The sequence below is a fragment of the Metabacillus malikii genome, assembly GCF_030813355.1.
GTDB classification, from domain to species: Bacteria; Bacillota; Bacilli; order Bacillales; family Bacillaceae; genus Metabacillus; species Metabacillus malikii.
The window spans coordinates 1-13,271 of record NZ_JAUSUD010000030.1; the positions used below are offsets into that span (position 1 = coordinate 1).

Genomic DNA, 13,271 nt, shown 5'->3' on the forward strand with positions numbered 1-13,271 from the left:
AATGAAATAGCCGTAATTCGATTAAAAAAGTCGGGATTTACGGCTATTTGTAATGCGTACCGAAAGGATGCGCTTATTTTATAATTCGGGCTTACGAAAAAAAGATGAAAATTTACCAATTTCACAGAAAAAATACCATAATCGTGAACGAAAAAGATTTATGATTCTAAATAGGAATCACAGTATGTAAGCGCCTCAAACAGAGTGGGACATAGGGGGGGTAAACTAATTCTATGTAATCGTTTTAAATTAAATGTTCAGCATTAATAAAATGTATTTAATGATGGTAAGTAAAGAGCTTCATCAGCTTGGAAAAATAGCTGGCTCAACCTATCAAGCAGAAATTGCGTATATGACGAATTATGATAATGACTGGGACGGAGAATTTGATGCATGGGTTGGACCGTACGCCTCCAAGAGCAAAGATGCATGGTTTAAGGCCTTACAATATAACCACGTCCCCGTTGATGCGTATAATCTAAATCATGATTCTTCTTTAGAGGATTTAAAAAAATATAAAGTGATCGTTTATCCACATGCAGCAATCATCACAAAGGAACAGGTAGAACTATTTGAAGCATACGTTAAACAAGGTGGTAGGATAATTTTTGGTTGTCGCTCTGGGTATAAGGATGAGACCGGCCAAACGTATATGAAAGCATTCCCTGGATATTTGGCTGATTTAGTAGGTGTGACAGTTGAAGAGTTTACGAGAGAAGCTCCGTTTGAGGCTGTACCGCGGATACAGTTTAAAGGTTTAGATGAAGTGGAGACAAACGATTTTAATGAAGTGTTAAAGCCTCATTGCGATGTTGAGATAGTAGGGACATTTACAAATGCTCACTTTGAAGGAAAGCCTGCGTTAGTAAAACGAAACTACGGGAAGGGCAGCAGCTATTATTTTGGTGGGGTATTTAACCTAGAACTAGCGAATTTATTAATTGAAGAATTACAATTAAATACGTATCAAAATCGATTTGAGTTACCTGAAGAAATTGAGTTAGCGATTCGTCACAAAGATGGTAAGGACTTTATTTTCTTATTGAACTACGCTCATACAGCACAAGAAGTTGTTGTGAAGAAGGAGTACAAGGATGCAATTACAGGTGATCATGTTACGGGGAAAGTTACGTTAGGTCCTTTTGATGTTTTAGTTTTAGAATAATGGAATCTGTTATACCCTTAAAAGTTAGAAAGAATTTTAAATAAATACACAATCAAAAAGAGGTTGGGACAAAGGTTTTAAATATTAGGAAAATACGAACAATTAGATAAGATTTTAATAGTATCTAATTGATGTTTTACAGGGTAGACGTTCTGGTTGATTGCAGCACGAGTACTCGCTTTCAGTGGGGTTCACCTTTCCAACAGGAATCTCGCGTTTTTACTCCAATTAACCTTTAACAATATTTGCAACATAGAACCCACAAAGAAATGTTCGTATTTAACTAAGTTGTTTTTTGTTATGTGCCAGCCTCTTAACGCTCTAAACTTTTCAATTATATATTTAATAACTACTAAGTAATTTGATATCACTTCTTTTCCTCACGTTGTTATCCCTATTGTAAGGCATAGCGTAAACTACCCCTTCATCATGTAAAGAAAGTGGTAAGTCCTGTTTAGTAATGTAAACAAGCCTCAATCAACTGATACAGAAACAAGGAATTATTTTAGGCAACTTTTAGTATTTTAAGCTCCCCAATAATATCTATAGTGTAGTATGTATGAATAAAATCATTATCAAGAGTTGCAAAATAATTACATCCCTGAAGTGAAGAACTAGCAATATGAAACGCATCAAATACATCAAGTTGTTGCATACGCATAATATTTAATGCTAATTCTTTAACATCATAATCATCAAGGTCTGGTGTAGTAACTGTTATTGAAAGATCACTTGATAAATCTCTAATTAAACCTTGGTAGGTATCGACGGCATGATTGTAATATAAATGTAACCCTTCGCGATTCAATTGTTTTTTCTTAAAATCTTTTAATATACTTTCAATACTGTAATAAAGTTCACCATTGCTAACCAACTCGTCCAATTTTGAACTAGGAACATACTTTATAAGATTTCTAGCAGTTGTTACATCTCCAATAATCAATAAATCATCGGGTGTAAGCTTATATCCTTTTTTATTCATTTTATGTGTAAGGTAAAGAACGTCTCTAATAGTATTTTTAAAAAGATTATGGACAACCTCTGCTGCTACCTTATTAGTTATAACTAACTCACTAATTTTTTCATTTGACCACTTATCAAGTATTACAGAAACCCTATCTCCTCTCGGTCATCTGTATCTAAATAAGCCAAAAGAAAACAAGCATCAACAGCGACTGATGCTTGGCTAAAATCTTCGTATATAATATCATTTGAATCAATTATGAATTCTGACATTACTTACCTTCCTTATAAAGTTCAGCCAAACGTTTACCCGCTAATGTTCGAACTCCTCGTTTTTTTCTTATATCCATAGCTGTTTTTCCTGATGAGTGACTTTGCTTTTCATCTTGCTTTAAAGGTGCCACAACTGGTACCAAGTCAATCACTCCCTTAACACTTTTGTTAATATTATACAAGTTCACATTAGCATTGTCCATTATATTCACCACCTTATTTCAAGCATTTTTCATTATCATTATTACCACATATTTCAGTAAATACCCTCTAATTAATTATAAAAACATCCTCACGATACGACACCAGCCATCCTATCGCAAAAATGTATAATTATTGCTTACTATATGTCTCTGTTTCGTCTATAAAGCACCAATGATAAATAATTCTATAATTACTAGTTCTTGAGAATGTCTATTATAGAAAAAAGTATTTGATAATATATACTCATATATAATAGGAAAAATTAACATATTGAGTAGAAATGAGTTTAGGTGGTAAATGTGATTACGAGTAAATGGAAATACATAGGATAATGACACACCTATACTTATAAGACTGAAACCATTTTGGCAAATAACCGTATAGTTAGGAAGAAATATATATAAAGTTCGGGAGGTGTAACTATCCGAAATTTATCGTCTTACTTAATGTTTGTTGGCATTTTTATCGTTGCAATAAGCGGAAACTGGGTCTTGAAAAATTACGACCGCGTTTCTGTCTATCCAAATACTACATACATAGCCTTGGGAATCGGATTAGGGATGGTTGTGCTTGCTTATGTCTTGAAGAAGGTTTCGACCTACAAAGAGATTCAACATGCAGAAAAACGCGATAACAGAGTTTTTATAAATAAATTGGTGCAACAGCGTAAGCTACTCGAAAAATGGCTAATTGGAATTTCTAGTTTAGCATTGATGATTACTGCATTTTACAATTGGTCGCTAGCGTTTCAATTGTTAGAACTATTTCTTTTCATAGGAATTGTCCTCATCGGTTTTGTATTTGTGATGAAAGGCGACAGAGTGGAAGAGCCTGATGATTTGAATTTTAAAGGGAAAGTGAAGAAGTTCCATGAGATGATTGATTATCGACGTCATCCGTTTACGATTTCACTAAATCTCTATCTTCTCGTCGTCGGAAGCTTTTTGTTAAGTAAACAGCTTGATATTCCATTTTACATGGAGGTGAGTGGAGATCCGAGATATGCTACGTCTCTACCAGTTAGTACCTTTGTCATGTCAGCTTTAATGGTAACTAGTGCGTTTATTTATATCATCAATAACGGGGATATTTTTGGTATCCGTAAGTCTGAGCAAAACGGATTGAGGGTGCTGCAAATTCATTTTGCTGAAATTATTAGTTGTGGCGTTACCCTTCTTTTATGGATTGTGATTGTTATTGAGGCGTTTATTGTCCGGTTTTGATGAGAAATTAGTGAAGTGCTATGAATGATGTGTTAACTAATTTGGAATATAGTCAATAAATTGTATGATATCGCTTTTTTATTGATTGTATAGGAGACGAAACTTTCAACATGGTGAAACGTATGAATTATGAAGAAAACGATGTCATAATGAGAGGGATGATCAAAATGAACGATGAAGTTTTAAAGTTTGTCATAATACTTCTTATATTTTCGGTGCTTCTGAATATGTACCAGTATATTCAAATCAAGCGCTATGAATTGAATGAACGTTCTTATAAAAGTTCTTGGCAAGAGGCGATGAATCTCAAGAATCCTATCAGTCTGATACTGTGGTGGATGTTGTGTTCATTTTTGGCAATTGGACTTATTTTTGGTTTTGTTACGTTATTTATATTATAAATATAGAATTGAAAGCCATAATATACTTTTATTTAGGTGGTTTATTTATGAAAAGAATGTTTTCAATATTAATTTTTTCTATTATGTTTGGGGCAATGTTTTATTTATTCGAACCAGAAATTCCAGATGTTATTTTTGTAACAATCGGTGTTTTTATTGTACTTGTAGCTAAAGAATTAATAGTTTCACATATAAGTAATTGAATAAGTGTCACTGTCACCAACCGCAAAATATCAAAATTGACTGAAAACAGGAGGTGACACAATACCCAAATGTTTTATTAAGGCTGCTCTTTAATGTATAATTTAAACAAAATAATTATTTAATGAGGTGGTTATGAATGACTGCTGATGAGATAATGAAAGCAATCGAGGAAATGGATAATGGGGAACGGATTAAGTTATTAAGTAAGTTATTTGATAATTACTTTGATAGCAGACCTCCTAAGGAGCAAATCATAAAAGAAAAAGAAGAAATGTTTTGGGGTAAGGAAGATGAATAAAGTAAACGTGGAGAAATCTGGACTGTTGAGTTAAATGGAAAAAGAAGACCAGTCGTAATTGTAAGTAATGATAATGTTGTTGTAGAATTAGACCACATAATAGCCACAGTTTCAAGTCAACAAACAAGAAATGATTTTGATGTTGCGATTGAATACTGGGAAGAGGCTGGTTTGGATAAACCCTCAATTGTAAGATGTTCTAAATTAAATACTGTACATTTTAAGGAATTACTATTTAAAATCGGAAAGCTACATGAACATGATTTAGAGAGGGTACTAACGACAATTCGAAACTATTTTTAATTTTGTCTTTTTCGACTAATTACGGTCAACTGTATTATGTGATGATAATAACTCAACGTTTCTTACACTTAGTAAGGAACTTTTTTTATTTATAATTTTGCCTATGAATTAGCAATTAGCGTGTAACCGTTCTGGTTGATTAAGATAAGTATTTTTAACCGACAATCAATGCGGTTGGAAATAAATAAGCTATATTTATTATAGACAATAAAAGAACTGAGGTAGTTTAATTGAGAAAAAGAGCAAAATCCAAAAAAATACAAGAAATCGATTATTTTGAGGAGATAGAATCAGACGACACCTTTTATTTTATCGCGGGGTACACAAATGGTGGTGCACCTTTTGGAATCACTTGGGAGGAAGTAATTGCCGATGATCTGAAACTAAGAGGTGCTGTGAAACAGGATGCCAAGAAAGTAGCGGAACTTATACACATCGGCATCACAGACATTGCTGAGCAACTCACAGGACAAACGAAGAAAGAAAATATCCGTAAAACACTTGCTCAATTCTTTCGTGAAGAAAATAACCGTCTTAGCTATCAAAATATCATTGTCGCAGATATATTAAACGAAGTAGCCGGGATAATCATTACCTATCCAGGAGAAGATGCGGCAAGGTTAGACGAACCAATCTTGAAACGATTAAGGAAGAAGAGAAGGGATGAAGAAATTCATTTCGATAAAGAAGCAGACGAAAAGGATTTTTACATCGACACCATATGTGTAGATGACCGGTACAGAGGTAATGGGATAGGTACAATGTTGCTAAACGAAGCAGAAAAAGTGGCAGTACAAAAAGGGTATGCAAGAGTTGCTTTAAATGTTGCACAAAGTAATTCAAGTGCGAGAAATCTGTATGAGCATATTGGTTACGTTAAAGAGAAGGTTATTGAAATTAACAAACATCGCTATGAATATATGGTGAAGCCACTTAAAGATAAGGAGTAAAAGTGAGATTATTGGAGTTTTTTGATGATTTATATGGTTAAGAAAGATGAAGTGACACCGCGAAACAATTTTTAAAATTCTTGGTGTGGGGACAAGTGGTTCCAAAATCGGAATTTAATCATATACACCCCACACCTACTGGATTAATCACTAATAATAATTAGTATGTTTTTCTAAGATCGTGTCGTAGGCGAACACAGGTAAGTATTGGATAATTTAGAAATTCACTGACACGGCTAAGTTATAAAAATGAGCGAGCTTACTTTAATACTGTTTAGAAGCTGAAATTTCTTCCATTTTACGTAATACAAGAGGGTAAAAGTACTTTTTTGCACTTTGTGTTGAATTCCCACCGAAAAAATTAGTGCCTGGGCAAGACTTTACGTCTTTGTCGCTACCTTTATCTAAGATTCTTTGTCCTGTTTTGTAATGCCACCAATGATGATAAGTAATTGTATCAACTGAAGGCTTTAAATTGAATTTAATACAAAGTAATGCTGTAATATAAACAATCGTATCTTTTTGTTCTTTCGTCATTATATCTTGCCCTTTGTCGAAGTTACCTATATTTTCAATTGATATCCCGTGAGCATTTGCATTCCAACCAATTGAACCTTCAGGGGCCATGTTAAAAGGTCTTGAAATAACGATTCTTCCATCAGGGAATGTAGTAATGTTTTGAGCAATCGTCTGCCATCCTTTTTCACTTTTATGGTAATGTTCCATATTTTTTACCAATTGTAGGTGATTGTTCCATTTAAAATGTTTGTATGACGGTGCCCACGTATGGTGATGTTGAATAAGATTTATTTTCCTTTTAACTTGTTGCTTAAATAACCAATTCTTAAATTCCTCTCTTGTCATAAGGATGTATTTTCCATCCTTTGTCATTGTTTCTATTGATGGTTTAGGAGTTGCGGTTAAGGATTGGTCATCGTTATTAACCATAGTACCTTCAAAAGCATGAACAGTTGAAATATTGAATACAAAAGCTAGAAGTAGAGCTAAAGTAATACTTTTTTTCATCTTTTATATCCTTTCTAATAAAATTATCAACACCGATTAAGCGCCTTATTTGTATTATTAGAGTGTGTAAGCAGATCGAGGAATATGACTTTAGAATGTATGGGAAATTATGCATTTCTCATTTTCGTTTTAAATGGAGTTACTTGATGGTAAAAAGGATGCACATAAGTATAGATTTCTATAGAAAAAATAATAAAAATGGCAATGAACTTATCTTTATGAGGTGTATCAAAGAACCCCTATCGCTAAGGAATAAGTAAATCATCTCCTTTTCCTTTTTTATAAAGCGTGTTTTCATAAAAATAGAAACAATTACCTCTTTAAAAATTAACTTTGTCAACTTAGGGGCGACAAAGTTAGCTTTTCACTTCATTGATAGTGTTTCTTTCTTTGGGATACAATAAATAGGAATTTATATTATAAGGAGAGAGAGACTATGGCTCAATCGAATATAAAAGTCGCTGTACAGAAGTTTGGGAACTTCCTTAGCTCGATGGTAATGCCGAATATTTCAGCATTTATCGCTTGGGGTTTAATTACAGCTTTATTTATACCTACTGGCTTCTTCCCAAATGAAAGCCTTGCCAAAATGGTCGACCCAATGGTGACCTACTTATTACCTATCCTAATTGGATACACGGGTGGTAAGCTTGTCCACGAAGAGCGCGGTGCTGTTGTAGGGGCTATCGCGACTGCGGGGGTTATCGTCGGTGCTAATATCCCGATGTTCCTAGGTGCCATGATCATTGGTCCGCTTGGCGGATGGGTCATTAAGAAATTTGATCAATTGATTGAAGGGAAAATTAAAGCAGGATTTGAAATGCTCGTCAACAACTTTTCCGCAGGGATACTTGGCGGACTTATCGCCATTCTTGCGTTTTTAGGAGTTGGCCCTGCGGTTAGTACATTAACAGGCTGGCTTGTAGCTGGGGTTGATTGGCTTGTTGGCGCTGGCTTACTGCCACTGACAAGTATTCTTATCGAACCAGCGAAAGTATTATTCTTGAATAATGCGATTAACCACGGAGTACTATCTCCAATCGGAATTGAACAGGTTCGTGAAGCAGGACATTCGATGTTGTTCCTTCTTGAGGCTAACCCTGGACCTGGTATCGGCGTATTGCTTGCGTATATGATTTTTGGAAAACATTTTTTATTGATTACAAGCAATACCATTACCATCATGATTTAATTTACTACTATAGCTTGGCTCTCCTTTTCTAATCGGTGTTGCACTAGCATCCCTAAACTTCAGAACAGTTTTGTAATAAACTATCTCTTCCGGTTCTTCAATAGGTTCAAGCTCAGTTTCAGGCTCTGGTTCAATGATTTCTTCTTGTTGTTCAAATAAAAAACTTAAGATTTAATTAAGAAGAATGTCATTAAAGTTGATGAAATTCCAAGTAAACTCTAATTATATGTAAAAAACAGTCAAATCATCCTATATTTCCTTAAGAAATGGTGAAAATTCGTATATCATTTAAGTATACAAGGCATACTTAACCTGTTTAACATTAAGTTAAGGGGTGATGGTATGTGTAATAAGGAGGACAAGAAAATGTTCGCCACAAAACGAAAGCCTGCAAAGAAACCAATTATAACTAAAAATAAGTTTGCTAACTTAACAAAAAAAGATTGGGCAGAGTCGAATGAGTCATCTACTGAGAATAGAGATATTTCAGGCTTAACTTATAGGGATGTATATAGGAGGTAAGATGATTGTCTGATTTTTTGTCAAAGGAATCTTGGGGAAGAATTGAGAGAGGTTACGAGTTTCAAGCTGCATTGTTTTATAATAAGAGAAGGCGTTTTCTATTCCAGAGTCTGAAGGTTCTACAAAGGGAGAAATAAAAAGCTCGATCGGCGATTTTAGCCCTATTGAAATTGAAGGAAGATATCGAGCAAAAGAACAATTCGTTGTTATGACATTCAAACCTAGAAATGTTATCATACTTACTTCTAATGAAATAAACCATAGTGAAGAATATCTATATGTGCTTGTAGCACCAATAAATACAATAAAAGAGTACGAAAAAGAGAAAGATTGGTATAGCATACTTAAAGATGACGAACATCCTATTTTTACTTATTTACCAAAAGGTGATAATGAGAGATACGTAGATTTAAGTCAAACTGTTAGTATACATAAAAGTTTGTTACTAAAGAAACTCAATAAAGTACCAGAAGAACGTTGGAACATTGTAGAAGAAAACTTGTTACAATGTCTATCATTAGGGCTTATAGAAGAAGATTTAGAGGATAATAGTTAATCAGACCCATAAGCTATTAGGTCTTTTTTATTTTACCCATTACTGCCCTATCCAATTAAATATTGTACATAGAAAAAGCCACTCTATTATTAGAATGGCTTTTTGTGTTTATGATGTTGGTTATCCTTTTGGTGGATAAGGTTCATTACCATAACTATTCACGGTCTCGTATTTGAACATTAGTTCTATGAATTACAACCTCTGACTCTTGGTTTCACTCACACCATTTTATTTATCTATTCTTTATTTGTTAAAACACTCCTTTAAGCAAGGTATTAAAGCAATATAGGGGTTTTACGAGATCATCTCACTCCAAAGAACACTCAGTGTTTTTTTGTATGTATTTGTAATATTCAGTTAAAAATTGAACTAAGGAGAGTTGATTGATATAAATCTGGATGAGCAAATATTGTCAGGTTAGTCGGTCGGTAAGAGTAATATTTGTATACAAATTTCTATCAGAGTATAATTTTCTAGTTAAGTTAGGTGCAGTATATCCTGACCTAGAGTTGATAATACAATTGTTAATCTCGGTAAAAACCTAGATGTATAAGTACTATTACTCTAAATAACTACCTTATGGAATTAAGTATGTTAACAGATATTGTGAAAAAAGGATGAGGACGATGTCGAAAGGATTAGTTGCTCATGATTCAAATAATGAATGAGGAGATTCACAATAAGACATTTAATCACCGATTATGGAAAAGTATTTTTCTGACATAATAGAGTTGTAAATAAAAATAGCATCTCTCACACCACTAATACCATTAAAAAAATTCCAACATTGAAGACATATAGATGCAAAAACCCCTTCCATATGGTACTCTAAATGAAAGCGGTTGACATAATGTATAATGTAAGAAATATACAGGATTTATAAGGTGATGAAAAATGCAAGTAAAATTAGAAGACGTCGCAAAACTGGCAGGAGTATCAGCAACAACAGTTTCCCGCGTGTTAAACAATCGGGGATATATAAGTGACAAAACGAGAAAAAAAGTAGAAGATGCCATTAAAGAATTAAACTATTATCCAAATGATATTGCACGTTCGCTGTTTAAAAAAAGAACAAACTTTATTGGGCTAATCTTGCCGACAATCAATAATCCCTTTTTTAGTGAATTAGCTTTATATATTGAGAATATCTGTTCAGACTTTGGTTTTAAGGTGATTCTTTGTAATAGTCTCGGGCAAATCGACAAGGAAAAATCGTATGCGGAGATGTTAATTCGACATCAGGTAGATGGAATGATTGTCTGTTCATACAATCGTGGAATTGAAGCATATAAAAATCCAAAGCTCCCGATTGTCGCCATAGACCATTATTTATCACCTACGATTCCAGTAATAGGATCTGATAACTATGAAGGTGGAAGGCTGGCAGTACAACATTTGATAGATTCCGGCTGCAAATCAATTATACATATTAATGGACCATTAGATTTAGAAACCCCAACTCAAAATAGAAGAAAGGCTTATGAAGACTTAGTTGAAAAGCCAATCACATATGAGCTTAATAAACTATTTAATGAGGAAGCAACAACAGCGACGATTCGAAAACTATTTGAGGAACACCCACATACAGATGGGATTTTTGCAAGTGATGATTTAATCGCAGCTACATGTTTAAAAGTTGCTAAAGAATTACATATCAATGTACCAGAACAATTGAAAGTAGTTGGATATGATGGAACTAAGATTGTGGGAAGTTTCTTACCACAATTAACAACGATTAAACAACCAATTGAAGAAATTGCGAAAACGGCCGTAACAACATTAAACGAAATTATTGAAGAAACACAAAAGGATAAAACGATGGAAGTTATTTTACCTGTTCAGCTGATAAAAAGTGGTACGGCATAATTGCAACACTAAATTAGCTATTGTCAGACCCGAGGAAGAACATCTTAACCACGAATTTCTTAGTTAAGATGTTTTTTGTTTAGGTAATTAATCGATAAAAATAATTAGGTCAACCGCTTGACATATAAAAACCGACCGTTTATGATGAAAATATGAAAGCGGTTAACAGAAATATGTCAACCGCTTGACATAAAGTGTTATAGACATAGATATTTCGATTTAAGGGGGGAATATGAACGTATGGCATTACTAGCGCCAAAAAAGAAAGCAAATCACGAGATGAGTAGTTCGCTAGATTTGGAGATGAAAGTGGAAAATAAAAAAGAAAGCTTTCTTCACTATTTTAGACGGAACTACATGCTGTACATGTTTTTAGCTCCAGCCATTATTTTGACGATTATTTTTAAATACGTACCGATGTATGGAGCGATTATTGCATTTAAAGATTTTAGCCCGATGAAAGGAATTCTAGGAAGCGATTGGGTCGGTTTCGAACATTTCAGAGATTTTCTAACCTCTCCAAATTTTGCAGATATTTTTATGAACACACTTAAATTAAGTCTATATGGGCTATTACTAGGGTTCCCGGTTCCTATTATTCTAGCACTTAGTCTGAATCAAGTGCGAAGGGCGGCAATCAAGAAAAACATTCAACTCATCTTGTATGCACCTAACTTCATTTCAGTCGTTGTCATAACAGGGATGCTGTTTATCTTCTTTTCACCGACAGGGCCGGTTAACTCACTTTTAACGACATTTTTAAATGGTCCAATCCCATTTATGACAGACCCTGATTATTTCAGGTCGATTTATATCCTGTCAGGCATCTGGCAAGCAGCAGGCTGGTCCTCGATCATATATGTAGCAGCACTCGCAAACGTAGACCCACAACTGCATGATGCGGCGACAATTGATGGGGCAACACTTTGGCAACGGATTAGACATATTGACCTTCCAACGTTAAAACCGATTATGGCGGTACTGTTCATTTTAGGAGCAGGCGGCATTATGGCAATCGGATTTGAAAAGGCTTACTTAATGCAAACATCGATGAATATCCCAACCTCAGAAATCATTCCAACCTATGTCTACAAAGTCGGCTTACAAGCTGGTGACTATGCATACTCAACAGCTGTAGGATTGTTTAACTCCGTAATTAATGTCGTATTACTCGTATTCGTTAACTTTGTCGTCAAGAAATTAAATGAAGGTGAAGGTTTATATTGATGGAGGTGAACTTCTAATGAGAAACCATAGCAACTCGGATAAAGTACTACTGTTTACGAACAAAATCGTCTTAGTCTTCCTTATTTTAATCGTGTTACTACCATTGCTTTACATTCTATTGGCCTCGTTTTTGGATCCGAATGTCCTGCTAAGTAAAGGAATTTCCTTCAATCCAAAAGATTGGAGCATTGAAGGATATACAAGAATTTTTCAGGATGACTTAATGGTGAAGGGTTTTATTAATTCCATCATTTATTCAGTCGGGTTTACGCTCGTCACGATTATCGTCACAATATTTGCGGCTTACCCATTATCACTAGATGGCTTTAAAGGAAAAAACGTCATCATGATTTTCTTCCTTATCACGATGTTTTTTAATGGTGGATTAATTCCAACATATTTAGTCGTCAAAGACTTAGGGATGCTGAATACGATGTGGTCGATTATTTTACCAGGGGCGATTAGCGTGTGGAATGTGATTTTAGCCCGAACCTTTTTTAAGGGCTTACCGAAGGAGCTTTTTGAAGCAGCGAAAATTGATGGAGCGTCCGAGCTGAAAATCTTTTTAAAAATTGTTCTGCCATTGTCGAAACCGATTATCTTCGTGTTAGCGTTATATGCCTTTGTCGGTCAATGGAATTCTTATTTCGATGCAATGATTTACTTAGAGGATCAAGAGCTCCATCCTTTGCAATTAGTGCTTCGCTCCATTCTCATTCAAAATGAAGTCCAGCCGGGGATGATTAGTGACCAGCTGGCAATGGCAGAGCTCAGTAAAATTGCAGAGAAAATAAAATTTGCGTCTATCGTTGTATCAAGCTTACCACTGCTTATTATGTACCCTTTCTTCCAAAAATACTTTGAAAAAGGTGTCATGGTAGGGTCTTTAAAATAAACA

16 protein-coding genes and 1 pseudogene are annotated in these 13,271 nt (G+C 34.5%); 12 read left to right on the top strand and 5 right to left on the bottom strand.

Annotated features, from left to right (window positions below; genetic code table 11):
- Positions 1–280: 280 nt before the first annotated feature.
- Positions 281–1,165, top strand: a complete 885-nt coding sequence (locus J2S19_RS20685; protein ID WP_307345870.1) for a beta-galactosidase trimerization domain-containing protein — start codon at positions 281–283, stop codon at positions 1,163–1,165.
- A 505-nt stretch (positions 1,166–1,670) separates the two neighbouring features.
- On the opposite strand, the gene J2S19_RS20690 is transcribed toward J2S19_RS20685, so the two are convergent.
- The 3 genes from J2S19_RS20690 to J2S19_RS20700 form a co-directional block, all read right to left on the bottom strand.
- Complete coding sequence (locus J2S19_RS20690; RefSeq protein WP_307345873.1) at positions 1,671–2,108, bottom strand: PIN domain-containing protein; 438 nt, start codon at positions 2,106–2,108, stop codon at positions 1,671–1,673.
- A 161-nt stretch (positions 2,109–2,269) separates the two neighbouring features.
- A complete protein-coding gene (locus tag J2S19_RS20695) occupies positions 2,270–2,401 on the bottom strand; it encodes a hypothetical protein (protein WP_307345876.1) in 132 nt (43 codons plus the stop codon).
- Positions 2,401–2,604 carry a hypothetical protein gene (locus tag J2S19_RS20700; RefSeq protein ID WP_307345879.1) on the bottom strand — a complete coding sequence of 68 codons (204 nt, stop codon included), beginning with the start codon at positions 2,602–2,604 and terminating at the stop codon, positions 2,401–2,403. Before J2S19_RS20700 ends, J2S19_RS20695 begins: the two co-directional genes overlap by 1 nt.
- Positions 2,605–3,096: 492 nt before the next feature.
- On the opposite strand from J2S19_RS20700, the gene J2S19_RS20705 reads away from it, so the two are divergent.
- The 5 genes from J2S19_RS20705 (at position 3,097) to J2S19_RS20725 (ending at position 5,984) form a co-directional block, all read left to right on the top strand.
- Entirely contained in the window at positions 3,097–3,828 is a 732-nt protein-coding gene (locus tag J2S19_RS20705) for a nucleotidyltransferase (RefSeq protein ID WP_307345883.1), read from the top strand.
- A gap of 448 nt (positions 3,829–4,276) precedes the next feature.
- Entirely contained in the window at positions 4,277–4,432 is a 156-nt protein-coding gene (locus tag J2S19_RS20710) for a hypothetical protein (RefSeq protein WP_307345886.1), read from the top strand.
- Between the two features lie 137 nt (positions 4,433–4,569).
- Positions 4,570–4,731 (top strand): hypothetical protein, encoded by a 162-nt coding sequence (locus tag J2S19_RS20715; RefSeq protein WP_307345888.1) that lies wholly within the window; start codon positions 4,570–4,572, stop codon positions 4,729–4,731.
- 15 nt (positions 4,732–4,746) lie between these two features.
- Positions 4,747–5,034: a type II toxin-antitoxin system PemK/MazF family toxin gene (locus J2S19_RS20720; RefSeq protein WP_307345968.1), complete on the top strand. Its 288-nt coding sequence runs from the start codon at positions 4,747–4,749 to the stop codon at positions 5,032–5,034.
- Between the two features lie 230 nt (positions 5,035–5,264).
- Positions 5,265–5,984: a GNAT family N-acetyltransferase gene (locus tag J2S19_RS20725; RefSeq protein ID WP_307345891.1), complete on the top strand. Its 720-nt coding sequence runs from the start codon at positions 5,265–5,267 to the stop codon at positions 5,982–5,984.
- A 264-nt stretch (positions 5,985–6,248) separates the two neighbouring features.
- On the opposite strand, the gene J2S19_RS20730 is transcribed toward J2S19_RS20725, so the two are convergent.
- On the bottom strand, positions 6,249–7,010 hold the full coding sequence (locus tag J2S19_RS20730) for a peptidoglycan recognition protein family protein (RefSeq protein WP_307345893.1): 762 nt from the start codon (positions 7,008–7,010) through the stop codon (positions 6,249–6,251).
- Between the two features lie 436 nt (positions 7,011–7,446).
- Here J2S19_RS20730 and J2S19_RS20735 point away from each other — a divergent pair.
- Positions 7,447–8,157 (top strand): annotated as a pseudogene (locus J2S19_RS20735) (PTS transporter subunit EIIC); the annotation flags it as partial.
- 6 nt (positions 8,158–8,163) lie between these two features.
- On the opposite strand, the gene J2S19_RS23765 reads toward J2S19_RS20735, so the two are convergent.
- Positions 8,164–8,373, bottom strand: a complete 210-nt coding sequence (locus J2S19_RS23765) for an excalibur calcium-binding domain-containing protein (protein WP_370875187.1) — start codon at positions 8,371–8,373, stop codon at positions 8,164–8,166.
- Positions 8,374–8,568: 195 nt separating this feature from the next.
- On the opposite strand from J2S19_RS23765, the gene J2S19_RS20740 reads away from it, so the two are divergent.
- From J2S19_RS20740 to J2S19_RS20760, 5 genes are all read left to right on the top strand, one after another.
- On the top strand, positions 8,569–8,724 hold the full coding sequence (locus J2S19_RS20740; protein WP_307345897.1) for a hypothetical protein: 156 nt from the start codon (positions 8,569–8,571) through the stop codon (positions 8,722–8,724).
- A 208-nt stretch (positions 8,725–8,932) separates the two neighbouring features.
- The gene (locus tag J2S19_RS20745; RefSeq protein WP_307345900.1) at positions 8,933–9,280 is read left to right on the top strand and encodes a type II toxin-antitoxin system PemK/MazF family toxin; all 348 of its coding nucleotides are present in this window, start codon (positions 8,933–8,935) and stop codon (positions 9,278–9,280) included.
- An 894-nt stretch (positions 9,281–10,174) separates the two neighbouring features.
- Positions 10,175–11,146, top strand: coding sequence for a LacI family DNA-binding transcriptional regulator (locus tag J2S19_RS20750; protein ID WP_307345903.1), 972 nt, complete (start codon positions 10,175–10,177; stop codon positions 11,144–11,146).
- A gap of 303 nt (positions 11,147–11,449) precedes the next feature.
- A complete protein-coding gene (locus J2S19_RS20755; protein WP_307345972.1) occupies positions 11,450–12,373 on the top strand; it encodes an ABC transporter permease in 924 nt (307 codons plus the stop codon).
- A gap of 16 nt (positions 12,374–12,389) precedes the next feature.
- Positions 12,390–13,268 (top strand): carbohydrate ABC transporter permease, encoded by an 879-nt coding sequence (locus J2S19_RS20760; RefSeq protein WP_307345906.1) that lies wholly within the window; start codon positions 12,390–12,392, stop codon positions 13,266–13,268.
- The last annotated feature ends 3 nt before the right edge of the window (positions 13,269–13,271 follow it).

Bases quoted from the DNA above. Each gene is read 5' to 3' on its own strand.
- J2S19_RS20685 (WP_307345870.1), top strand. From the start codon at position 281: ATGATGGTAAGTAAAGAGCTTCATCAGCTTGGAAAAATAGCTGGCTCA.
- J2S19_RS20695 (WP_307345876.1), bottom strand. From the start codon at position 2,401: ATGTCAGAATTCATAATTGATTCAAATGATATTATATACGAAGATTTT.
- J2S19_RS20700 (WP_307345879.1), bottom strand. From the start codon at position 2,604: ATGGACAATGCTAATGTGAACTTGTATAATATTAACAAAAGTGTTAAG.
- J2S19_RS20710 (WP_307345886.1), top strand. From the start codon at position 4,277: ATGAAAAGAATGTTTTCAATATTAATTTTTTCTATTATGTTTGGGGCA.
- J2S19_RS20715 (WP_307345888.1), top strand. From the start codon at position 4,570: ATGACTGCTGATGAGATAATGAAAGCAATCGAGGAAATGGATAATGGG.
- J2S19_RS20730 (WP_307345893.1), bottom strand. From the start codon at position 7,010: ATGAAAAAAAGTATTACTTTAGCTCTACTTCTAGCTTTTGTATTCAAT.
- J2S19_RS20740 (WP_307345897.1), top strand. From the start codon at position 8,569: ATGTTCGCCACAAAACGAAAGCCTGCAAAGAAACCAATTATAACTAAA.
- J2S19_RS20745 (WP_307345900.1), top strand. From the start codon at position 8,933: ATGACATTCAAACCTAGAAATGTTATCATACTTACTTCTAATGAAATA.
- J2S19_RS20750 (WP_307345903.1), top strand. From the start codon at position 10,175: ATGCAAGTAAAATTAGAAGACGTCGCAAAACTGGCAGGAGTATCAGCA.
- J2S19_RS20755 (WP_307345972.1), top strand. From the start codon at position 11,450: ATGAAAGTGGAAAATAAAAAAGAAAGCTTTCTTCACTATTTTAGACGG.
- J2S19_RS20760 (WP_307345906.1), top strand. From the start codon at position 12,390: ATGAGAAACCATAGCAACTCGGATAAAGTACTACTGTTTACGAACAAA.